The organism is Gordonia jinghuaiqii (genome assembly GCF_014041935.1).
Classification (GTDB): Bacteria; Actinomycetota; Actinomycetes; order Mycobacteriales; family Mycobacteriaceae; genus Gordonia; species Gordonia jinghuaiqii.
On the sequence record NZ_CP059491.1, the window covers coordinates 2150075 to 2173859 of the forward strand.

Consider the following 23785-nt stretch of genomic DNA (forward strand, 5'->3'; position numbering starts at 1 on the left):
TCGATAACAGATCGCCGAGCGTTTGATCGGTGGTTTATGCCTCTCCGGGCGTGTTGCCTGGCCTGGGGGTTTCGAGACCCTCTCCATGCCTGTTGACAAGGTGCCCCAAGTTACCGACGGGGTTACTCACGGGTATACCGAGAGGTCACCTTGAAACATGAGGAATCCCTCACTTTCGTGTGTCATCATGGGTCTCACGTTCACGCCGACAACGACTCGCTACGAGCCGGGGATTATCAATGTCCCTGTGTGGCAAGCGTGTTCATCAGTTGTACCAGGTAGTTGAACCAGGCAGGACCGCTCCGGTGGTCCAGTGTGCCTGCGACGCGGCAGGCGGCGCGGGTGCATGTGCGGGAGTCCGAGAAAACGGGCTACTCGCCGGCCTGCCCCACCTGCCCCAAGGCACCCGCACCAACACAACTCCGCCTACCACCGAGACCGACCACCACACAGGAGTACCCGTTGACCGTCGACCAGTTCCGCACCGGCTCGCAGGGCGCCGCCGGCGCCGATCGCCCCGCCACCACTCTCATCGAACGACTCACCGACGGCGAGCCCTATGCGATCAGCTTCGGCGGTCAGGGCGGTGCCTGGTTGCCCACGCTCGCCGAGCTGGTCGTCGACGCCGATCTCGAGCATCGCATCGCCAAGATCGTGGAGTCCGCCGACCGCCTGGTCGATCCGGTGGCCGATGAGCTCGTCGTCGCCCGCGCAGAGGGCTTCCATCCACTCGCATGGGTGCACGCGCACGACGCCGGCGAGGAGGTCCCGGCCGAGGTCACCCTCGCCGACTTCACCCTCTCGGGCCCGGGTGTGCTGCTGACCCAGCTCGCCGCGATCGAGGCCCTCCGCAAGCAGGGCCTGGACACGACGGCACTGACGCCCGGTGCCGTCGTCGGACACTCTCAGGGTTCGCTGGCCACCGACGCCGTCGGTGCCGGAGGCCGGGTGGCGGAATCGGGTCAGGGCCTGCTGCTCGCCGTCGCACACCTCATCGGGGCAGCGGGGTCGCTGATCGCGCGCCGCCGCGGACTGGGTGTCACCACCGACGGCACCCCGATGCTCGCCGTCGGCAACATCTCCCCGGCCCGTGTCGAGGAGATCCTCGCCGAGTACCGCGCAGGCCTGCCGGAGAGCGATCGGACCACCGCGCCGGTCGTCTCGATCAAGAACAGCCGCAACGCGCTGGTCCTGTCCGGTGCGCCGCGCCACCTCGCGGCTTTCGCCGCACTCTGCGAGCGCATCGCCGCCGCCGAGGCCGACCGACGCAAGCGCAAGCTGACCGGCGGCGCCCCGTTCGCGCCGAAGTTCGATCAGCTGCAGGTGTCGGTGGCCTTCCACCACCCGGCGATGGCCGAGGCCGTCGAACTCGTCGCGGCGTGGGCCGACCGTTGCGGCATCGACCGTGACATCGCCACCCGGCACGCACACGACATCCTCGTCGCCCCCGTCGACTGGGTCGCCTCCATCGACGAGGTCGTCGCGGGCGGGGCCAGGTGGATCCTCGATTTCGGTCCCGGCGACATCGCCACCCGCCTGACCTCCGCGCTGGTGCGCGGCCAGGGCGTCGGGCTGGTCCCCGCAGCCCTCCGCGTCGGACAGCGCAACCTCTTCAGCCCGGGCGGCGTGCCCGAGGTCGCCGCTCCGTGGTCGCAGTTCGCTCCCACTCTCGTCGAGCTGCCCGACGGTCGCACCGTCGTCGAGACCTCGTTCACCCGCCTCACCGGACGCTCGCCGATGCTGCTCGCGGGCATGACCCCGACCACCGTCGACCCGGCCATCGTCGCCGCCGCGGCCAACGCCGGACACTGGGCCGAGCTGGCCGGTGGCGGACAGGTCACCGAGGACATCTTCGCGGGCAACATCGCCACCCTCACCGACCTGCTCGAGCCGGGACGCGAGGCGCAGTTCAACGCGCTCTTCCTCGACCCCTACCTCTGGAAGCTGCAGCTCGGCGGCAAGCGCATCGTGCAGAAGGCACGCGCGCAGGGCGCCCCGCTCGACGGCGTGATCGTCTCGGCAGGGATCCCCGAACTCGAGGACGCCGTCGCCCTCGTCGACGAATTCGTCGACGCCGGACTGCGTTTCGTCGCCTTCAAGCCGGGCACCGTGGAGCAGATCCGGTCGGTGATCCGGATCGCCGCGGAGGTTCCGCATCACCCGATCATCGTCCAGATCGAGGGCGGGCGCGCCGGTGGCCACCACTCCTGGGAAGACCTCGACGACCTGCTGCTGGCGACCTACGGTGAGCTGCGCGCCCGTCCCAATGTCGTGATCTGTGTCGGCGGCGGCATCGGAACCCCGGAACGCGCCAGCGAGTACCTGACGGGCAATTGGGCCGAGGGCTACGGCTATCCGCTCATGCCGCTGGACGGCATCCTCATCGGTACCGCGGCGATGGCCGCCAAGGAGGCCACGACCACACCCGCGGTCAAGCAGCTCCTGGTCGAGACCGCCGGTATCGACGAGTGGATCGGTGCCGGACACGCGACCGCCGGAATGGCCTCGGGCCGTTCACAGCTCGGTGCCGACATCCACGAGGTCGACAACACCGCCTCGCGTTGCGGCCGGCTGCTCGACGAGGTCGCCGGTGACGCCGAGGCCGTGGCCGCGCGCCGTGACGAGATCATCGCGGCGATGGCCGACACCGCCAAGCCGTACTTCGGGGACGTCGCGGGCATGACCTACCGCGAATGGCTCGACCGCTACGCCACGCTCGCCGTCGGCGACCCCCAGGGCGATCAGGTCCCGTGGGCCGACATCACCTGGCAGCAGCGTTTCGTCGAGATGCTGCAGCGCACCGAGGCGCGCATGAATCCCAAGGATTCCGGGCCCATCCCGACGATGTTCGCCGACCTCGCCGCCACCGTCGATCCGCATGCCGCGATCGACGCCCTCGGCAGCGTCTACCGCGAGATCGACTCGGACATCCTCCATCCCGCCGACGTCTCGTTCTTCTTCGAGCTCTGCCGGACCCCGGGCAAGCCGGTCAACTTCGTGCCGGTCATCGACAAGGACGTCCGTCGCTGGTGGCGCAGTGACTCGCTGTGGCAGGCCCACGACCCCCGCTATGCCGCCGACGCGGTCTGCGTCATCCCCGGCCCGGTCGCCGTCGCCGGGATCACCCGCGTCGACGAGCCGGTCGGTGAACTCCTCGACCGCTTCGAGGCTCGCGTCGTCACCGATCTGCAGACCGCGGGGGAGCGTTCGACCGCCGTGGCCTCACGTCACCGCGCCGGCCTCGTCGAGGAGGCCGGCCTCCTGAGCGCCGTCCTGGAATCCGACGACGTCAGCTGGACGGGCCGGATCGTGCCCAGCCCGATCGCCCTGCTCGGCGACCGCGACGCCTGGACGGTCGTCGGTCCCGAGCGCGCCGAGCACGCACCCACCGGTGCGGTGCTCGAGCAGGTCACCCCGCTCGACGGCGGTTCCGCACGTTTCGATCTCGTGGTCCCGATCTCGGGTGCGTCGGTGCGCATCCCACTGCTTGCCGGTGACAGCCTCCGCGACGGCGGCTCGCCGCTGGTCGGACTCGACGACGCGTCGACCGCGATGCGCGAGATCCTCACCGTTGCCGCCGGCGGCAGCCTCGCCGATGTCGACGACGGCGTCTCGGTCACGACCGTGACCTGGCAGCCGGACTCGGTCGCCGACCACGCCGCGGTCACGGGCTTCTCGCTGCCCGCGCACCTGCGCCCCACGACACCGACCGAACCCTTCGGCTTCGCCGTTCCCGACACCCTCGTCGGCGCCTGCTGGCCCAGCGTCTTCAGCGTCATCGGCGCCGCCCGCACCGATGCCGGCGACCCGGTGGTCGAAGGTCTGCTCGACCTCGTCCATCTCGATCACGCCATCGTTCTCACCGGTGAGATCCCCACGACAGCAGTCGAATTGACCGTCACCGCCCGAACCGGCGCGGTGCGCGACTCCGAGGTCGGCCGTGTGGTCGAGGTGTCGGTGGCCCTCGCCGGTCCGGACGGGCCGATCGCGACGCTCGACGAGCGCTTCGCCATCCGCGGCCGGCTCGGCGCCGCCGAGCTCACCGACCCGGCCAGGGCCGGCGGCGCGCCCACCGCCGAGCAGCCGGCCACCCGCAAGCTGCTGCGTTCGGCCACCATCACCGCACCGAATCGCATGACCGGGTTCGCCGTGGTCTCCGGTGACCGCAACCCCATCCACACCGATGCCGCCGCAGCCAAGCTCGCCGGTCTCGGCGACCCGATCGTCCACGGCATGTGGCTCTCGGCCGCCGCCCAGCAGGTGGTCACCGCGTCCGACTCGAAGAACCCGACACCGTCGCCGCGTCCGCTGATCGGCTGGACCGCCCGGTATCTGGGGATGGTCCGGCTCGGCGACACGATCACCGTGCGCGTCGATCGCGTGGGCCTCGACAACGGCCGCGAGGTCGTCGAGGTCAGCGCCAAGGTCGGCGACGACCTGGTCATGAGCGCCACCGGACTGCTGGCCGCGCCGCGCACCGTCTACGCATTCCCCGGTCAGGGCATCCAGAGCAAGGGCATGGGGCTCGACGCCCGCTCCCGCTCGAAGGCCGCCCGCAAGATCTGGGACCGTGCCGACAAGCACACCCGTGCCGCACTGGGCTTCTCGATCCTGGCCGTCGTGCGCGACAACCCGACCACCCTGGTCGCGAACGGCACCACCTACAACCATCCCGACGGTGTGCTCTACCTGACGCAGTTCACCCAGGTCGCCATGGCGACGCTCGGTGTCGCGCAGATCGCCGAACTCAAGGAGGCCGGCGGGTTCGTCGAAGACGCCATCACCTGTGGTCACTCCGTCGGTGAGTACAACGCCCTGGCCGCCTGCGCCGGTGTCCTCCCGCTCGAGGCCGTCCTCGAGGTCGTCTTCCAGCGCGGCGAGGCGATGCACCACCTGGTCCCGCGAGATGAGCAGGGCCGCAGCGACTACCGGCTGGCGGCCATCCGGCCCAGCCAGTTCGGCCTGGCCGACTCGGAGGTCACCGAGTTCGTCTCCGGGGTCGGTGAGGCCGCGGGCGAATTCCTCGAGGTCGTCAACCTCAACCTGCTCGGTTCGCAGTACGCGATCGCCGGCACGGTCCGCGGACTCGAGTACCTCGAGACCGAGATCGATCGTCGCCGTGCGGAGTTCGGTGGCAAGCGGGCGTTCATCGTGATCCCGGGGATCGACGTGCCGTTCCACTCCAGCGTCCTGCGCGCCGGTGTGCCGGAGTTCCGCGGCAAGCTCGCCGAGCTGCTGCCCGCCGACATCGACATCGACATCCTGATCGGGCGCTACATCCCGAACCTGGTGCCGCGTCTGTTCAACCTCGGACGTGACTTCGTCGAGGAGATCGCGGCTCTGGTGCCGTCCGATCCGCTCGACGCCGTGCTGGCCGACTGGGAGAGCTGGGAGGCCACGCCGAACGAGCTGGCCCGCGTCATCCTCATCGAGCTGCTCGCCTGGCAGTTCGCCAGCCCGGTGCGCTGGATCGAGACCCAGGAGCTGCTGTTCAGCGGTCCCGAGCGCAATGGGCTCGGCGTGCAGCGCTTCGTCGAGATCGGTCTGAAGGGCGCCCCGACCCTGTCGGGCCTGGCGACCAACACCCTCAAGCTCGACGACTACGCCGGTGCCACCACCGAGGTCGTCAACGTCGAACGCGACTCCGACGTCATCCTGGCCAAGGACGCCGGCCACGAGCCCGACGAGGACGAGATCGAGACGCCCGCGGCGGCTCCCGCCGCCCAGTCCGCAGCAGCACCGGCCGCAGCGGCACCGGCACCGGCCGCACCGGTCGCACCGGCCGGTGGGCCTCGCCCCGACGACATCACGTTCACGCCGTCCGACGCGGTCAAGTCTGTGATCGCGCTGTGGACCAAGATGCGCGTGGATCAGATCGGTCCGGCCGACACCATCGAGGCGCTGTGCGACGGTGTGTCCTCACGCCGCAACCAGCTCCTCCTCGACATCGGCGGCGAGCTCGGTCTCGGCGCCATCGACGGGGCGGCCGAGGCCGACATGGTCGCGCTGTCCTCGACGGTGGAGACCCTCGCCCGCGGTTACCGTCCGCTGGGCCCGGTCCTCACCGATGCGGTGAGCGACCAGATCCGCAAGGTCCTCGGCCCGCTGGGCAAGCGCCAGAACTACATCACCGATCGGGTCGCCGGCACCTGGCAGCTCGGCACCGGCTGGGGACTGCACACCACGGTGGCCCTGGCGCTGGGCTCCCGCGACGGCGCCTCTGTCCGCGGTGAGGCACTCGGAAACCTGCTCGACGGCCCCCTCGCCAACCCCGAGGCACTCGACGCGCTCATCGACAAGGCGGTCACCGCGGTCGGTGCGCTCAAGGGCATCCCGGTGAGCAAGCCGGCCGCCGAATCCGGCGGTGGCGCAACGGTCGACGCGGCCGCGCTCGGAGAGTTCACCGAGCAGATCACGGGCCGCTCGGGTGCGCTCGCCTCCGCGGCGTACACCCTGCTGGACAAGCTGGGGCTGTCCGAGGTCGCCGACCTCGCCGAGGCCGCCGCCGACCCGAACGCCGAGCTCGCCGAACTGGTCAGCGCCGAACTGGGCTCGGACTGGGCCCGCACCGTCGCGCCGGCGTTCGACGCAGCCAAGGTCGTCCTCATCGACGACCGCTGGGCCACCTGCCGCGAGGACCTCGTCCGCATCTGGCTGACCGACGAGCACGAACTCGACGGTGACTTCGAGGGCGTGGTCCGCGGCTTCGCCGGTTCGGGCAACACCGTCGCCGAGCACGCCACCTGGTGGCAGGGCAAGGCGCTCGCCGCGGGGAACGCCGTGCACGCCAAGGTTTTCGGTGCCATCGCGCATGTCGCCGAGGCGCCCGAGAACGGTGTCCACAGCGGCGAGATCGCCGTGGTGACCGGCGCCAGCAAGGGGTCGATCGCCGCGGGTGTGGTCGCCGGGCTGCTCGCAGGCGGTGCAACGGTGATCGCCACGACGTCACGCCTGAACTCCGAGCGGCTCGCGTTCTACAAGAAGCTCTATCGCGAGAACGCACGCACCGGTGCCGCGCTGTGGATCGCCCCGGCGAACATGGCGTCCTACAACGACGTCGACGACCTCGTCGAGTGGATTGCGGCCGAGCAGACCGAGAACCTGGGTGGCACGACGGCGGTCGTGAAGCCCGCGATGAAGCCGACCATGTTGTTCCCGTTCGCCGCGCCGCGGGTGGCCGGTGACCTCACCGATGCCGGCGGTCGCGCCGAGCTGGAGATGAAGGTCCTCCTCTGGTCGGTGGAGCGGCTCATCGCCGGTCTCGCCGAGGTCCACTCCGATCACGACATCGCGGCCCGTGTGCACGTCGTCCTGCCCGGTTCCCCCAACCGTGGCATGTTCGGCGGCGACGGCGCCTACGGCGAGAGCAAGGCCGCGCTGGACGCGCTCGTGCGTCGCTGGTCGGCCGAGGAGTCGTGGGGTTCGAAGACCACGCTCGCCCACGCGCTGATCGGTTGGGTGCGCGGCACCGGCCTGATGGGTCACAACGACGGCATCGTCGAGACCGTCGAGGCCGCGGGTGTCCGCACCTGGAGCACCGAGGAGATGGCAGCCAACCTGCTGACGCTGTGCACCCCCGAACAGCGTGCGGCGGCGGCCGACGCGCCGATCCTGGCCGATTTCACCGGCGGGCTCGACTCCTCGATCGACCTCAAGGCCCTCACCGCGGACGCGGCGGCCGCTCCTGAGGCCGACGACGTCGAGGCAACCGAGGCCGCTACCGTCGCAGCACTTCCGGCACCTGCTCGCGCACCGCGCAGCATGCGACCTGAGTGGCCGGCAATCGACGCCCGTCCGGAGGACCTGGTTGTCATCGTCGGGGCCGGCGAGCTCGGACCCTACGGATCGGCGCGCACCCGCTTCGAAATGGAGGTCGACGAGAAGCTCTCGGCGGCAGGCGTTCTCGAGCTGGCGTGGAACACCGGTCTGATCAACTGGGATTCGGCGCCCAAGCCGGGCTGGTATGACACCGAATCCGGTGATCCGGTGCCGGAGAGTGAGATCGCCGAGCGCTACCACGACGAGGTCGTCTCGCGCTGCGGTATCCGCCGCTACGCCGACGACGGGGCCATGGTCGACAACACCTCGCCGCTGCTCACCTCGGTGTTCATCGACGAGGACCTGACCTTCACCGTCAACTCCGAGGCCGAGGCCCGTGCCTTCGCGAGTGCGAACCCCGAGAAGACGCGGGTGGCGCAGAACGCCGACGGCGACTGGCAGGTGACCCGGCTGGCGGGCACCGAGATCCGCGTCCCGCGCAAGTTCTCGCTGACCCGGACCGTCGGCGGTCAGATCCCGACCGGCTTCGACCCGACCCGCTGGGGAGTCACCCCGGACATGGCGGAGTCGATCGACCGGGTGGCGTTGTGGAACCTGGTCGCCACCGTCGACGCGTTCCTGTCGTCGGGATTCACCCCCAGTGAGCTGATGCGGTGGGTGCACCCCGGTCTGGTGGCCAACACCCAGGGCACCGGTATGGGCGGGATGACCTCGATGCGCGATCTCTACGTCAACACCCTGCTCGGTGAGGCCAACGCCAACGACATCCTGCAGGAGGCACTGCCGAACATCGTTGCCGCACACGTGGTCCAGTCCTATGTGGGCAGCTACGGCGCGATGATCCATCCGGTCGCGGCCTGCGCCACGGCTGCGGTGTCGGTCGAGGAGGGCGTCGACAAGATCCGCCTCGGCAAAGCGCTGTTCGCGGTGGCCGGCGGCTTCGACGACCTCGGTATCGAGGGCATCGTCGGCTTCGGCGCGATGTCGGCGACCGCGGATTCGGCGAAGATGACCGCACGTGGCATCGACGACCGCCGGTTCTCCCGGGCCAACGACCGTCGACGCGGCGGTTTCGTCGAGTCGGCCGGCGGCGGCACGATCCTGCTGGCACGCGGCGATGTGGCGGCGCAGATGGGTCTGCCGGTCCTCGGTGTGGTGGCCTGGGCGCAGAGCTTCGGTGACGGCGTGCACACCTCGATCCCCGCCCCGGGGCTCGGTGCGCTGGGTGCGGCGCGCGGTGCACTGTCCTCGCCGCTGTCCTGTGCACTCAGTGCGCTGGGCGTCAGCGCCGACGATGTCGCGGTGGTCTCCAAGCACGACACCTCGACAAAGGCCAACGACCCCAACGAGTCCGAGCTCCACGAGCGTCTCGCCACGGCGATCGGGCGCGGCACGGGTGCACCGCTGTTCGTGGTCTCGCAGAAGTCGCTGACCGGTCACGCCAAGGGCGGCGCCGCCGCCTTCCAGCTGATCGGCCTGTGCCAGATGCTGCGCGACGGCGTCATCCCGCCCAACCGCAGCCTCGACTGCGTCGACGAGAAGATGGCCGAGTACCCGCATCTGGTGTGGCCGCGCGAGACCCTGCAGCTCGGTGAGCGCTTCCCGCTCAAGGCCGGCCTGCTGACGAGCCTCGGCTTCGGTCACGTGTCCGGGCTGATCGCGGTGGTCCATCCGGAGGCGTTCATCGCCTCGCTGGCACCCGAGGACCGCGACTCCTACCGCCGGCGCGCCGATGAGCGGGCCCGACTGGGCAGCCAGCGCTTCCTGCAGTCGATCTGCGGTGGCGAACCGGCCTACCAGCGCCCGGCCAACCGTCGCTTCGACGAGTCGGTCGACGAGCACGACGCCGAGGCGGGCATGCTCCTCGATCCTTCGGTCCGACTCGACGGTGGCGTCGACGGCGCGGATGTCTACGGTGTGGATGTCCACGGCGCGAACGTCTCCGGCGCGGCGCCGGCGGCTCGGTGACGGCCGCCGACGTCGACACCGGTGAGACGAGTCAAGACCAGATGAGTGTGCTCGGTGTGGGGATCGACATCGTGTCGATCCCGGAGTTCGACCAGCAACTCCGGCAGCCGGGTACGACGTTCGCCGACCGTTTCACGGTCGGTGAGCGTCGGGACTCGGCTGCCGGAACCGGCGACGACGCACGGCATCTCGCGGCACGCTGGGCGGCCAAGGAAGCCGTGGTGAAAGCCTGGTCGGTGAGTCGGTTCTCGAGATCGCCGCTGCTGCCGTTGATCCGGCACAGCGACATCGAGGTGGTCACCGACAACTGGGGACGGCCGGCCATCCGGCTCTCCGGTGAGATCGGTGAGCACCTGCGGGGGACGAACGTTCATGTGTCGCTGACACACGACGGGGACACCGCCGCCGCGGTCGCCATCCTCGAGGGCAAGTGACCGACCACGCCACGCCGTGCCGTCGAGCACGGCGTGGCGGAGGGCGTCAGACCGCGGTCGACTCCTCCATGAGCAGGTAGCCCGCGAGCATCCGCTTGAGTTCGGTGACGGTCTCGTCGTGATCGTGTCCGTCCTGCACGGAGAAACTCAACAACGAGTACGCGGTGTGGACGAGCACCTGCGACATCATCTCGCGGCGTTCGCGCTGAGATGGTGTGAGCGGGGCGATGATCCGCGCCACCTGCTCGGCGAGGACCCGTTCGTTCATCGAGGCGGTGGCGCGTGTGGCCGGCGTCGACTGCACCGCCAGCCACACCGCACGGCGGGACGGATCGGTGCGCCACAGCGCCGCGAGGTGATCGAGGAACTTCTCCAGCAGACTCGGCCACTCGAGCGAGGGCACCTCGCTGGCGAATGCGGTCAGTTCTTCCCGGACGTCGACGGTGTCCTGCCGGTCGAGCTCACACACGATGACGTACTTGTTCGCGAAGTACTGGTAGAGCGTCCCGATGGGTACCTCCGCGCGCGTCGCGATCTCCTCACACGTCAGCGATTCGAATCCGACGTCGATCAGCAGATCCCGGGCCGCCTCGAGCATCGCCTGGAACTTGCGTTTGCTGCGTTCCTGCGTCGGCCGCTTGCGCGGAACCAGCGGTTCGGCGGACTCGGTCATCATCGTTGTCCCTGGTGTCGGTGTCCCTGGTCGTCGGTGTCCCTGGTCGTCGGTGTCCCTGGGTGTCAGTGTCCCTGGTTGTCGGGGCTCGGTTCTGCCCGCCTCAGACCGAGAGGTCTCGTCGCAGCTTCGCCACGTGTCCGGTGGCCCGGACGTTGTACTGCGCCAGGGCGATCGTGCCGTCGGTGTCGACGAGGAACGTCGACCGGATGACGCCGGTGACCGTCTTGCCGTACATCTTCTTCTCCCCGAAGGCGCCCCACGCGGTGAGCACCTTCTTCTCTGGATCGCTCAGCAGCGGGAACGTCAGACCCTCGGATTCGACGAACTTCGCGAGCTTGGCCGGCTTGTCGGGGGAGATGCCGAGCACGGCGATCCCGGCGTCGTTCAGCTCCGCGAGATTGTCGCGGAAGTCGCAGGCCTGCTTGGTGCAACCGGGTGTCGCCGCCGCGGGGTAGAAGTAGATGACCACTTTCCGGCCGGCGTAATCGGACAACGAGACCTCGTTGCCGTCTGCGTCGGGCAACGTGAATGCCGGAGCGCGATCACCGACGGACAACCGCTGTGGCCCCGCAGAGGGAGTGCTCGCAGAGGGAGTGCTCGCCGGGGGAGTGCTCTCGGGGGGAGTGCTTGCTGCCATGGGAGCAAGGCTAGTGCATGCCCACATGCGGTGATGCCGGGATGTCGTAGCATCGAAGCGCTGCCATCGGGCAGGTGATATGGACGGTCACAACAGTGACGGTCAGTGCAGGGAGCGCTGCGCGAGCAGTCAAACGAGAAGCGCCGGAAGGATGCAACGTGGCCGGAGACACCGAACGTATCGAGCAGGAGATCGCCAAGGCTCGTGAGGACCTCGCCAGCACGCTCGACGCGTTGGCCGAGCGGACCAATCCGCAGCGACTCGCCGATGACGCCAGGAGCAAGGCGCTCGCGACGCTGCAGACCCCGGCCGTGAAGTACGCGATCGCCGGTGTGGGCACCCTCGTGTTGCTGCTGGTGGTCCGCAAAGTCGCTTCGAGGTGAGCCTGCACCCATGACTTCCCGGTGCGGGGCCCGGACGGCCACGCGCGGCGTCAAATGGGACCAGAACCCACTCCGACCAGGCGATTTCACTTCTGCCGGACGGGTCCTGTAATGTTCCATCTCGCACCGGCAAGCGCCATTAGCTCAATTGGCAGAGCAGCTGACTCTTAATCAGCGGGTTCGGGGTTCGAGTCCCTGATGGCGCACAGAGTCCCACGAGACGCCTCGCAGAAATGCGAGGCGTTTTGTGGTATCTCAGTGAGGTTTCGAGGATCGGATGCGTACGAGCCGTGTGCACCGAGATGGGTCGCCGGATGAACGCCAGGTGAACGGTCGTCGTCGCGGGAGCGGGACGCGCCACCCGAACGGATGACAGGCAATTCGACGGTCCGAATCTCTCGTACACTGGTTCGAGGTGTCGGCTTCGGGCATCGGGGACCGGCCCATTTCCGGGTCGGTGGGACAGGCGGGAGTGATATGGGGATCGGTCGTAGTCGGCGGATGCCACTGGTCATCAGTGGTGTGTTGCTCGCAATCGTCGCGCTTGTGACGTCCTGCTCGCAGGAACCCAAATACTCCGACAACGTCAGCAGTTCCAGTCTTTTCGACGACCTGCTCAAGCCCGGCCTCGAGATCACCGAGTGGGCCGAGCGTCCGCTCAACGACAACGCCGTCGGCGTTCAGCCCGGCGCACCCATCAAGGTGCGGACCACTGAGGGCACCATCAGCCGCGTGGTGATCCACAAGTCCGACGGCACGCCGCTCAAGGGCAGGTTCGAGGACAACGACACGGTCTGGGTGAGCAACGAGGCGCTCGGTTACAACCGCACCTACACGCTGGAGACCGACGCCGTCGGGATCGGCGGGGCGGTCACGAAGAAGCTCACGTTCACCACCAGCAGCCCCAACAACCTGACCCAGGCCTACCTGACACCGAGCCCCGGTGAGACCGTGGGCATCGGACAACCGGTGGCGGTGAAGTTCGACGAGCCGATCGCGGATCGTCGTGCGGCGCAGCGCGCGATCAGGATCGTCACCGATCCGCCGGTCGAGGGTGCCTTCTACTGGATCAGTCCCAGCGAGGTCCGTTGGCGACCCAAGGAGTACTGGTCGCCGGGCACCAAGGTGAGGGTCGCGGTCAACACCTACGGAATCGACCTCGGCGACGGCCTTTTCGGCCAGGAGAACGTGCGAACCAACTTCACGGTGGGACGCTCGATGATCATCACCGCGGACGACAAGACCAAGCAGGTCACATTCGAGCGTGACGGCCAGGTCATCAAGAGCATGCCGACCTCGATGGGCAAGCCCGGCGACGAGACCGACAACGGTATCTACCTGATCGCCGACAAGCACGATCACATCATCATGGACTCGTCGACCTACGGTGTGCCGATCAACTCCTCCAACGGATATCGCACCCCCGTCGACTATGCGACGCGGATGTCTTACAGCGGCATCTTCTTCCATTCGGCGCCCTGGTCGATGTGGGCACAGGGCAACACCAACACCAGCCACGGCTGCCTGAACCTGAGTCCGGACGACGCGCTGTGGGTCATGAACCACACGCTGCGCGGCGACCCGGTCGTCGTGAAGAACACGACCGGCGGCACGCTGTCGGGTACCGACGGCCTCGGTGACTGGAACATCCCGTGGTCGGTGTGGCGGAAGGGCAACGCGGACAACGCGTGATCGGCGGTGCTCGCGGACCGGGTCGGCAACCCCAGACCCGGCCGGTCCGGTGATACATTCCCTTCGAACCTGATTCGAGGGGGGCACGTGACCGGTCTCGGCCGACGCCGCTGGCTTGCTTCGGCCTGCACCGCTGTCCTGCTCGGCACCGGACTCGGCGGTTCGGCCGCCATCGTGCACGCGGCGCCCGCGACGCCGCTGCCCAGTTCCGGATGTGCGGTCGACCTTCCACCCAAGCCCGGTCGTGGTCCGACGGACCCGCGTGACCTCATCCCGCGCCTGCCCGACCGGATCAGCATCCCGCTGCCGTATCCACGGATCCTGCCGGTGCCCGAGCCTGCGCCGGAGAAGCCGGTGATCCGCATCCCGTCACAGAAGCCCCCGAAGGACCCCTGTTCGGATCCGTGCCCGGACATCACCGATCCACCCAAGCCGCGCCCCGGAGACGGCGGGCCGGCACTGAGCATCGAGTTTCCCAAGATCACCTTCGATCCGGCGCCCAAGAACATCCCGGTCCCGGTGCCCAACCCCGATCCGCCGTCGGTGCCACCTCCGCCGCCCGCGGTCTCGCCCGGTACCGAGTCCGGCCCCGTCGCGGCCAGACCGACACCGCCGCGCATCACCGATGTCGATCGGGTCAGCACGGTGACCGGCAAGGGTTCGACGAGTCGTACGGACAAGCGCTGGCAGATCCACGGCACCGACCTGGGCATCATGTGGGAGTCACGGCCCGGCCAGGTCGCGATAGCGTTCGGAGACACCTTCGGCAAGGGGTTCAGACCGCCGGGCGCCAACGGGCGGGACTGGCGCAGCAATGTGCTCGGATTCTCCACCGACAAGAACCTCGCCGACGGCATGGGCATCGACACGATGATCCAGGACAGTCGTTGCCACGCCGCCGAACTCCTCAACGCACGCCGCGTCGACCATTACGAGATCACCGTCATCCCGACGTCGGGCTTCGCCATCGGTGAGCGACAGTTCCTGACATATATGTCGGTGCGCACCTGGGGTGTGATCCCCGGGGTGTGGCTGACCAACCACGGCGGACTCGCCTACTCCGACGACGGTGGATCCACCTGGACCAAAGACCCATACGCGCGGTGGGACAACGTCTTCGGTACCAGCCAGTTCCAGGTGTCCTCGATGGTCCCGCACGGTGACCACGTCTACATGTTCGGGACACCCAATTCACGCATTGGTTCGGTCGGCCTGGCGCGCGTCCACCGCGACCACGTGCTCAACAAGACGGCCTACCAGTACTGGCGAGACGGCCGGTGGGTGCCCGCGGGTGACGGCAACGTGGCGTCGGTGATCTTCGCGGGACCCGCCGGTGAGGTGTCGGCACGTTTCGACGCGGAATCGCAACGCTGGCAGATGACCTACCTCGACGCACTCCGCGGGTCCATCGTGGTCCGGAAGGCGCGCGAACCGCAGGGCCTGTGGTCCGAACCGGCCGAGCTGGTCCACTCCTCGCGATTCGCGCAGCTATACGGGGGATTTCTGCATCCATGGTCCAGCGGTGAGGACCTGTACTTCACGATGTCGACGTGGACCGAGTACAACGTCTCGCTGATGCGGGCCCGTATCCGCTGACCGCTGACCGCTGTCAGCTCGTCGGGCCGACCAGGAACGTGCGTGAGGTGCCGCTGATCGGCCGGACGCGGCCGCCGGCGTCGCGACTGTTCCCGAGATACCGGACCCGGTAGGTGCCGGTGGTGCCCGCGGGAGGACGCCAGGTGATCGTGACCCGCGATGCGTCGACGCTGCCGGCAGGCCGCGCCCAGCGGAACTCGGTGGACCAGGCGTTGTCGTCGGCGACCGTCTTCCAGATGCCGGACTGTTTCTGCTGGACCTCCAGATACGTTCCGCCGTGACGGAAGTCGTTGTTGGGATGTGCACCGACGAACTCGACGGTCACCGTCGACCCGGGCCGGTATGCCGCGAGCGGCTGACGTAGGACGTCGCCGTAGGAGCGGCCGGGCATCGGACGGTCGGCCGGTACCGGAGGCACGAGATCGGGTTGCAGACCGGATTTGTCGACCGGGGCCGGGCCGCGGTCGACACCGCGGCCCGCGGCCATCGCCGCGGCGAGCTTCGCGAACTCCTGCATGTACGCAGGCAACGTGTACCGGCCGTACTGCGTCTCGCCGCCCTCGTACTGCTGGAGGTCGTACTCCTCAGGGGTGGTGACGTATTGGGTGTAGGCGTTGGCGTAGCCCTGGACGAGTACGTTGTCCAGATCGACGCGCAGTTCGTCGGCGACCACCTGCCGCAGCCGCAGGCCGGCCACGATGGTGACCTCCGCGGGCACGCCGACGAGCACGATCTCGCCGATCCGCATGATCTGCAACGGGACCACGGACGGAATCCAGCCCGACGGCGGGAGTAGACCGAGCGGGAAGGCGATCAGCTTGGGCGCCTGCATGTCCCGCATCCAGGGTGCGACGGGCGGTGTGCGATCACCGCCGAGAGCGGTCACGAGCGGATTGGTCATGCCTTCGACGAGGAACGGCAACGGCTGTTCGTAGTTGTCCTCGCTGCTGGTGGCCGCGGCCCCGGCGCCCATCATCGCCGGAGTGGTCGACGCGGGACGTCCGTCGGGCGTGTAGGTACCGGCGATGCGCACCGACGACATGTCCACGTAGCGGGTGATGGAGTCGACGCCGCCGCGGGTCATCGGACGGGCGCTGTCGAAGGCGCGTCGGCCGCGGACGTACTGACGCTCGCCGATGAGTTCGCAGTTGCGCTTGTTGTCCGATGTGGGCCCGCTCGGATTGAACGGTGCAAGAGCCAGATTCGGCGTCATGTCGCCGGAGTTGGTCTGCGGGAACGCGGCGACGAGACCGGGTGTGGCGCGTTCCCACAGATGGCTCGCGTAGCCCTTGTTGTCGCCGGCGATCAGCACATTGTGGTCGGCGAGGGACGTGCCGTGCGTGGGGAACCAGGTGATGGCACCGACGTCCTCACCCGTACGGGTGTGGCGCAGCCGCAGCACGGTGACCTGAGGGTCGATGGCGGTGGGGAAGTGTTTCTTGTCCGACGCCGGATTGGCGTCGAAGGCGATCTTGGACCGGTTGGCGCTGGCGTCGTGGAGTTCCTCGCGGCCGATGGTGATCGTGCCCGGTGCGAGATTCTCGTGTGCCCGGACGATCGCGGCGAACATCCCGTCGAGTTCGGCGTCGTAGGAGTTCTTCTTGAAACCGAACGCCGCCAGTGAGTACGCGTAGTCCCACGCCGTGCCGCCGCACGAGGCGTGGGAGTGCTGGGCGTTGAGGTTGACGTTCGACTCGGTGTAGAGCGAGCCGAAACGCCTGCGCAGCTTGGCCATCAGGCCCATGTGGTGGGACTGGAACAGGCACGCGATGTCGGCGGTGAGGAAGACGATGCGCTTGCCGGTCGATCGGTCGACGACGATGTAGGCCCGCGCCCAACAGCGCTGCAGCAGCCCCGCGGCAACCTGCTCGGGATTGGAGTAACCCATCATCCCTTGTCCGGCGACCGCGCCGGTGACGTCGGCGATGCCGCATCCGACCAGGTAGTCCGTCGAATCGGCGGGCGCGGCCCCAGCACGGCCGGACGTGGCTGCGGCCAGACCCAGACTCGCACCGGCAGTGGCCATCGCGGCTCCGGCGATCAGTTGTCTACGGGTGACGTCCACGTGGTGTCTCCTTCGGGAGCTGTCTCGGCGTCGGCGATGTGCGCCGACAGCATGGTGGCGGTGGCGTGGGCGATCGTCTCGCACACCGAGCGATCGCGGATGTTGAGATAGGACAGGGTGATTCCGTCGGTGGCGGCGATCACCAGCGGAGCGAGTTCGGTCGTGGGGCGGTCCCAGGTGGTGCCGGTGGCTGCGGCGGCGGCGTCGAGTGCGTCGGCGATGGCGGCGTAGTAGCGGTGGTACATCTGGGCGCCGAGGTCCCGGAGCCCATCGGTCTGCCGCGCATACTGATTGAGCGAGATCATCGCCTGTTCGCGGTCGGGGTCGGCTTCGACGCCGTCGATGTAGGCAGACAGCGCGGCCTGCAGGATGGACGTGATCCCGGCGCGGCCGGCCGAGAACTCGGCAGCGCCGTCGGCGAGCGCGGTCTGCACCGCGGCGAGTTCGATCTCGGTTCCCCGCGCGACGAGAGCGGCGAGCAGATCCTCGCGCGAGGCGAACACGTAGTGGAAGGTCGACAGTGTCACGCCTGCCTCGGCGCACACCGCGCGCGTGGTGGCGCCGTCGACGCCGTGGTGGGCGATGACGCGGAAGGCAGAGTCCAGCAACAGCTCCCGACGCCGTTCGACCGGCATCCTCATCGGGCGTCCCTCACGTGAGATCCCCGAGGACCTCGCGGGCCGCGCGCCGCCCCGAACGGACCGCGCCGTCCATGTAGCCCGTCCAGTAGTCGGCGGTCTCGGTGCCCGCCCAGTGGATCGGTCCGACGGGTTCGCGGAGCGCCGGTCCGAAGGCGGTGAGTGTGCCCGGTGCGCTGACCGCCACCGGCCCGCCGCGCGACCACGGTTCGAGGTCCCACTTGAACACGCCGTGGTCGACGAAGTCCCGGGCTTCGGGACCGAAATACTCGACGAAGTTCGCGATGCACTCGGAGACCAGTTGCCTCTCGGGTGCGTGGTCGAGACGACGCATCGCATCGGCGGAGATGAATCCCATGAGGATGTGCCGGTTGTCGGCGTAGCTCTCGAAGGTCACGTCTATCGGCCGGCCGGCACCGTAGACCTGTCCCGACAGGCCCTTGTCCCGCCAGAAGGGGCGTCGGTAGACCGCCGCGAACTTGGCGACCGCACCCATCCGGTAGCCGCGCTGGAGTCCCCGGCGCGCGGCGGAAAGCCCTGGGCGATAGTCGATCTGGTCGGTGATGGCCGGCGACATGGCGACGATCACGCGTCGTGCGCGGTGGACACCGGCGTCACTGGTCACGGTGGCGAGGCCGTCGGTGTGGGCGATCGAGCGCACCGGGGCGTTGTACACCAGGTGCTTGCGCAGTTCGCGGGCCATGCGGAGGGGGATGAGTGCGGCGCCGCCCTCGAACAGCTTCTCCTGTGCACCGCCGTCGGTGCTCAGCAGCCGGATCAGTGTGCCGGGATTGTGTTCGTCGCCTGCGGCGGCGATGTAGTTCAGGTAGTACAGCGCCGACACCTCGTCGGGTCGTACCGACAGCGGTGCGGACATCGCTATCCGCACCATCTCCCGCGCGATGCGGGTGGTCGCGATCTGATCGGTGTACTCACCCCAGGTGATCGAGTCCAGGCGGGCCGCGTCGGGGTGCCGCCACGGTTCGCCCACCGGGAATCCGGCAAGGGCATCGGCCTGCGCACGGGCCAGCGCGGCGCCGGCCTGGCCTATGTCGGCAATCGCAGGCAGGGGGAGCGCGGCCGGAACGCGAGTGGTGGTGTCGCCGCCGACGAAGATGCTGTCGCCGGCGTTGTACGTCCGCAGGGTGGCGACGTCGTACTCACGCGCGAGGGCGGCGATGTGATTCTGAGTGGGACCGATGAACTCGGCTCCGGCGTCGAGTGTGGCGCCCACCTTGGGCGTGGAGATGTTGTGGACCCGACCGCCCGGACGGTCGCGCGCTTCCAGGACGGTCACCGACGCGCCGGATGCGACCAGCGACTTGGCGGCGGCCAGGCCCGACAGCCCCGCCCCGACGACGACCACGTCGACGATTCCCGTCGGCGCCGCCGATGCGCGTCCCGCACCTGCCGCCGATGACCCGGCAAGTGCTCCCGCGGTGGCCAGGGCGCCACCCAGGAAGCGGCGTCGTGACAGGTCTGTGGTCATGTGATCCCCCGAGCTCGTGGTGGTGCGAGGCTATCGACCACACGTTCAGGTCAGATGACCTGTTGTATCGGGAGGGTAACAGGCGAATGTGAGGTGCGACACCTCGAGTGGAGGGAGTGCGGCACGACGCAACCCGGGTCTGCAGGGTGACGCACGCAGGCCGGGTCACACCCGAAGGGGGTATGACCCGGCCTGTCGGGAGCTGGTGATCAGTCCTTGTTGCCGGGGATACCGATGATGAAGCCGATCCCGATGATGATGCAGGAGATCAGCGCGACGGCGAACATGACCCAATAGGATGGCATGTGGTGAACGTTACTGCGGTCGACGACCCCCCGCAGCGGGTCCGGGACGATTGAGGTCGAAGGGCCCGGGCTGGTTCAGTCGGTGGCGTCGGCCTTCGCCATGACGTCGACGAAGGCGGAGACGTCGATCTCCTCGGACACGACGGCCTTGGTGCCGTTGTAGACCTCGCGGTCGATCTCGTCGTCGGCGTTGGCCACGAGCATCGCGACGAAGGTGTCGCCGTTGACGTTGAGGAAGGTCCGGAAGATGCCGGCGAACCAGTCGACGGCGATCAGCAGACCGATGGCCTCGAGCGGGAGGTCGAGGGAGGTCGCGAGGAAGGTGGCGACCACCGGGAACCCGCCCGGAACGGTGATGGTTCCCATGTTGAGCAGGATGGCGAGCGCCATTCCCAGGGCGATGTCGCCGATGGTCAGCTCCACTCGGCCCGCCTGGGCAAGGAACATCACCACGATCATGTAGTTGAGTACGGCGCCGTAGGAGCCCATGGTCAGGCCGATCGACAGGGTGAAGTTGGCGACCTTCTGGCTGACCCCGACCTTTTCGACGGTGTTCTTGAGGACGGTCGGGAAGGTGACGGCCGAGCTCGTGGTGGTGACCGCGATGGCGGTCTGTTCGACCAGCTTGCCGGGCAGCTTCCACGGGTTCAGTCGCGTGCGGGCCGTGACCACGACGACGAACAGCACGAACAGGATCGCCACGCCGAGCGCCGTGGTGCCGAGGTACTTCAGCGCGGTGGAGACGACGGAGAGGCCCACGTCGCCGGCCAGCGGGGCCAGCAGGCAGAAGACGCCGATCGGGGCGATGTACATGACCAGGCGGATCATGGTGAGCACGATCTGTTGGATCTGATCGATGAACGTGAGCACCCGATCGTCGCCGGAGGTGTTGATGTGAATTCGCAGGGCGACGCCGAAGAGCAGGGCGAAGATGATGATCGGCACCATCGAGGCCGTCGACATCGCTTCGAAGACGTTCTTGGACACGAAGTTCAGCAGGGTGTCCTGCCAGCCGGTGGTGTCGGCGGCTTCCTGTTCGAGGGTCGGCTCGAGTTCCCCGTCGAAGACCATTCCGGCGCCGGGCTTGATGAGCGCGCTGAGCCCCCAGGCCAGAAACGCTGCGACAACCGAGAATCCGAGCATCCACTTGAAAGTGCGGAATGCGATCCGCCCGGTGCCGGCCCCCGACATCGAGGCGGTCGCCACGATCACCGACGCGAGAACCAAAGGCACGATGGACATCTGGATCAGGCGGATGAACATGTCGCCGACGAACTTCAGGTTGGCGGCCCATTCGCCGACGATCAGTCCGAAGACCAGGCCGGCGATTGCGCCGATACCGATCTGTAGTGCTGGGTGTTTCAGTGCCTTCACGGGTGCTCCTCACGCAAGGCGCGATCAGGGGCACGGATCGTGACCCGGCGCGCTTCGGATACGGCGGGAGCCTAGTTTTCGCGAGCTACGCCGATGTGTCACGGATTTGACGATGAGATGTCGTTGCAGCTGGGGGCCCGATCTCGTCCGAATCGTCCCCCGCTCCCTGATGAGGAGGATCAGGTGAGGTGCGAAGGGCCGCCGACCACAGTGCTCGTGGTCAGTGACTGCTCAGGAGCTCTTCGAGCTGTGACTCGATGCCTGAGGTGGTCGCGGTGGAGCCCCGCTCGACCGGTCTGTCGATGGTGAAGCGTTGGTCGATGATTCGGCGGGTGTGCAGGCGGGGGGTGTACGGGCGTGGGGTATCGCCGGACGTCTGGGGTCCGTGGATCTCGTGGCGCACCTGCGCGAGGTGGGCGCTCAGCCGGTCGGGTGCGTCGGGCCGCCGGTTGATGCGTTCGGGGTTGGGTGGTGCTCCTGGCTCGGCGTTGAGTCGCCAGACGCAGCGGCCTTCGTCGGGGCCGGAGCGTTGCATTCGGGTGGTGTACTGGCCGGGTTTGTCGCCGACCATCCGGTTGTGTCGCGGGCAGGCGGGAGTCAGGTCGGTGATGTCGGTGAGTCCGCCCATGCTCCAGTCGAGTTGGGCGTGATGCATCTCGACCTGGGAGGCGGGTTGCCCACAGCCGGGTGTGGAGCAGACTTCGCCGTCGGGGCGGGCGAAGGAGACGAGGCGCTGATCGCGGGTGGCGAGGCGTTTGCCGTGTCCGAAGTACAGCGGGACGGCGGTGGTGTCCTTGAAGATCGCGAGGTAGGGCTGGGCGTCGGCAGCGAGCTCGATGACGTCGGCGATCGGCATGACTGTTCCGGTGACGGTCGTGGCGAGGCCGGCTTCGCGGATGAGGTCGTTGAGGTCGGCTTTGATGATGAGTTGGACCGGTAGGCCGCGGTGAGTCTCTCCGAGGAGGCCGTCGTCGAGCACGGCTTTCAGCAGCGCGTTGAAGGCGTCGTGGTTGATCTGGGCGGGTGTGCGCAGGTCGCGCGCGGCGGCAACCTTCACCACCGCGGGGTCGGCGTCTTCGAACGAGCCGTGCGGACTGTCCGGGTCCTCGGGGTTGTTCATACCGGGTTTGGCCCACACGGCGAGCAGCATCGTGACCCGCGCGACCAGCTCGGGGGTGAGGGTGGCCGACATCTTTGCGGTCCCGTCGGCACGCTGCCGATTCACCCAGAGGTTGCGGCGTCGTTGGCGGTCGGTGTCGTCGGCCAGGGTGCCGTCGGGGTCGAGATGGGCGATGAGACGTGCCCCGAGGTCGGTGATGTCGGCGGGGGTGTGGGCGATGGCGATCTCGGTCATCTGTCGTTCGGCGGCGACCTTGACGTCATGTTCGACGGCCGAGGGGATGTCATCCAGCACATCGATGACGGCTCGCACGTGTGCGGTGCCGACGGCGCCGTCGGCGAAGGCTTCGGCCAGTGTGGGGTGGTCGGGTTCGAGTGGTTCGCCGAGATGATTGGTGAAGGTGGCGAGGGCGTTGCGGTGTTTGTTGCGCCGCAACGGATCAGATACGCGCAGCCGGTGGGTCATGAACGAGGTGATACTGCGGTGTCCGGTGGTGCCGGCAAGGTCACGGTTGATGATCTCGACCATCTGCCGGTCCCCGGCGTATGTCACTCGTGCGATGGCGCGCTCGGTCGCGGCGGCCACGTCGATGAGCTCGCTGCTGGTGCACGGGGCGAGGTCCACCGTCTGCAGCTCGTCGACAATCCGGTGTAGCTCAGCGGCGAGTTCTGAGGCTCGGGACAGTGGTGTGTCAGTGTCGCCGGGTAATTGCGTTGCGTCGGACATGACGGTCACCCCCCGGAGCCGATAGTTCGAATGTAGGTTCGATTCTACACCGACTTTCGTTGTCCTGCAACGATTATCCGGATCGAAGGTGGGCCGGATCTTGTCGGTGGTATCTGATATGCCCACTTGCCCGCGTGAGCTCGAGACTTCATTTCGACGACGCGACCTCGATCGAAGTCGAACCGTCGAACCGACGTCGCACGCGACATCAATCCGACCCGGGCGACCCCGACCACGCACCAAAAACGAACCCCGGAGCGTTCCGCGGAACACTCCGAGTGGGCCCGGCTCCGCACCCGGTGGACACGTCGAGATCCGGCCACTCGCACCGTACTGAGCTCATGACCGAACCCGCATTCTTGCGTCACTGACGAGGAGATTCCGTGACCTCGATCGCGCCGAGGACGCCCCGATCGCCTCGTCGATGTCGGCGAGGCGATCGGGGCGATCGCCGCCACCGAACTCACGCACCTCTGCGAACGGCCCGGACGACGCCACGCCGCGTTCGCCGGAGCGTCGGTGTGCACCATGACCCGCTCGTCCTCGAGGGCGAACGAGCTGCCGACGACGCCCGCCTCGGTGATCTCCTTGTCGAACGCGAAGAACTCCTCGGGGCTCGCGCCCCCGTCCTCACGGCACGCCGGATCGTCGACATGGCCCATGAGAAGCAGTGCGTACTTCATGTTTCCTCGAGTTCGCTGTCGCGGAGCCGACCGGCCGACACCATGGTGACGTACGGGAGGACGGGGAATCGACAGGTGCGGGCGGACATACGAAAAATGGGAGACCCTGGATCAGGGTCTCCCATTCGTCGGGGTGGATGACGGGACTCGAACCCGCGACAGCCAGGATCACAACCTGGTGCTCTACCAACTGAACTACATCCACCATTGGCGTCGGAAA

At 68.0% G+C, this 23785-nt stretch carries 12 protein-coding genes and 2 tRNA genes; 6 read left to right on the forward strand and 8 right to left on the reverse strand.

All coding sequences use genetic code 11. From position 1 onward, the window contains the following. Window positions 1-462 precede the first annotated feature (462 nt). Window positions 463-9747 (forward strand): type I polyketide synthase, encoded by a 9285-nt coding sequence (locus tag H1R19_RS09580; RefSeq protein WP_219851287.1) that lies wholly within the window; start codon window positions 463-465, stop codon window positions 9745-9747. Between the two features lie 41 nt (window positions 9748-9788). Continuing rightward, window positions 9789-10181, forward strand: a complete 393-nt coding sequence (gene acpS / locus H1R19_RS09585) for a holo-ACP synthase AcpS (protein WP_188331815.1) — start codon at window positions 9789-9791, stop codon at window positions 10179-10181. A 46-nt stretch (window positions 10182-10227) separates the two neighbouring features. Here the strand turns inward: acpS and H1R19_RS09590 are convergent, their stop codons facing one another. Then, on the reverse strand, window positions 10228-10854 hold the full coding sequence (locus H1R19_RS09590) for a TetR/AcrR family transcriptional regulator (protein WP_188331803.1): 627 nt from the start codon (window positions 10852-10854) through the stop codon (window positions 10228-10230). 103 nt (window positions 10855-10957) lie between these two features. After that, the gene (gene bcp / locus H1R19_RS09595) at window positions 10958-11494 is read right to left on the reverse strand and encodes a thioredoxin-dependent thiol peroxidase (RefSeq protein ID WP_223205742.1); all 537 of its coding nucleotides are present in this window, start codon (window positions 11492-11494) and stop codon (window positions 10958-10960) included. A gap of 158 nt (window positions 11495-11652) precedes the next feature. Between bcp and H1R19_RS09600 the strand changes: the two genes are divergently transcribed. From H1R19_RS09600 to H1R19_RS09615, 4 genes are all read left to right on the forward strand, one after another. Continuing rightward, window positions 11653-11877 carry a DUF3618 domain-containing protein gene (locus tag H1R19_RS09600; protein ID WP_188331804.1) on the forward strand — a complete coding sequence of 75 codons (225 nt, stop codon included), beginning with the start codon at window positions 11653-11655 and terminating at the stop codon, window positions 11875-11877. Window positions 11878-12010: 133 nt separating this feature from the next. Next, window positions 12011-12083: transfer RNA gene (locus H1R19_RS09605), tRNA-Lys, on the forward strand. Between the two features lie 295 nt (window positions 12084-12378). After that, on the forward strand, window positions 12379-13569 hold the full coding sequence (locus H1R19_RS09610) for a L,D-transpeptidase (RefSeq protein ID WP_188331805.1): 1191 nt from the start codon (window positions 12379-12381) through the stop codon (window positions 13567-13569). A gap of 87 nt (window positions 13570-13656) precedes the next feature. After that, window positions 13657-15165, forward strand: coding sequence for a DUF4185 domain-containing protein (locus tag H1R19_RS09615; protein WP_219851288.1), 1509 nt, complete (start codon window positions 13657-13659; stop codon window positions 15163-15165). A 13-nt stretch (window positions 15166-15178) separates the two neighbouring features. Here H1R19_RS09615 and H1R19_RS09620 read toward each other — a convergent pair whose 3' ends face one another. From H1R19_RS09620 to H1R19_RS09645, 6 genes are all read right to left on the reverse strand, one after another. Next, on the reverse strand, window positions 15179-17230 hold the full coding sequence (locus H1R19_RS09620) for a neutral/alkaline ceramidase (protein ID WP_219851289.1): 2052 nt from the start codon (window positions 17228-17230) through the stop codon (window positions 15179-15181). Next, entirely contained in the window at window positions 17206-17871 is a 666-nt protein-coding gene (locus H1R19_RS09625; RefSeq protein ID WP_244970930.1) for a TetR/AcrR family transcriptional regulator, read from the reverse strand. Before H1R19_RS09625 ends, H1R19_RS09620 begins: the two co-directional genes overlap by 25 nt. 10 nt (window positions 17872-17881) lie before the next feature. Then, complete coding sequence (locus H1R19_RS09630) at window positions 17882-19357, reverse strand: flavin monoamine oxidase family protein (protein WP_188331808.1); 1476 nt, start codon at window positions 19355-19357, stop codon at window positions 17882-17884. A 380-nt stretch (window positions 19358-19737) separates the two neighbouring features. After that, window positions 19738-21036, reverse strand: coding sequence for a dicarboxylate/amino acid:cation symporter (locus H1R19_RS09635; protein WP_219851290.1), 1299 nt, complete (start codon window positions 21034-21036; stop codon window positions 19738-19740). Between the two features lie 220 nt (window positions 21037-21256). Beyond that, a complete protein-coding gene (locus H1R19_RS09640) occupies window positions 21257-22882 on the reverse strand; it encodes an HNH endonuclease signature motif containing protein (protein WP_219851291.1) in 1626 nt (541 codons plus the stop codon). Window positions 22883-23697: 815 nt separating this feature from the next. Then, a tRNA-His gene (locus tag H1R19_RS09645) sits at window positions 23698-23770 on the reverse strand. Between the last annotated feature and the right edge of the window lie 15 nt (window positions 23771-23785).

Bases quoted from the DNA above. Each gene is read 5' to 3' on its own strand.
- acpS (WP_188331815.1), top strand. From the start codon at position 9,789: ATGAGTGTGCTCGGTGTGGGGATCGACATCGTGTCGATCCCGGAGTTC.
- bcp (WP_223205742.1), bottom strand. From the start codon at position 11,494: ATGGCAGCAAGCACTCCCCCCGAGAGCACTCCCCCGGCGAGCACTCCC.
- H1R19_RS09610 (WP_188331805.1), top strand. From the start codon at position 12,379: ATGCCACTGGTCATCAGTGGTGTGTTGCTCGCAATCGTCGCGCTTGTG.
- H1R19_RS09625 (WP_244970930.1), bottom strand. From the start codon at position 17,871: ATGAGGATGCCGGTCGAACGGCGTCGGGAGCTGTTGCTGGACTCTGCC.
- H1R19_RS09640 (WP_219851291.1), bottom strand. From the start codon at position 22,882: ATGTCCGACGCAACGCAATTACCCGGCGACACTGACACACCACTGTCC.
- H1R19_RS09590 (WP_188331803.1), bottom strand. From the start codon at position 10,854: ATGACCGAGTCCGCCGAACCGCTGGTTCCGCGCAAGCGGCCGACGCAG.
- H1R19_RS09630 (WP_188331808.1), bottom strand. From the start codon at position 19,357: ATGACCACAGACCTGTCACGACGCCGCTTCCTGGGTGGCGCCCTGGCC.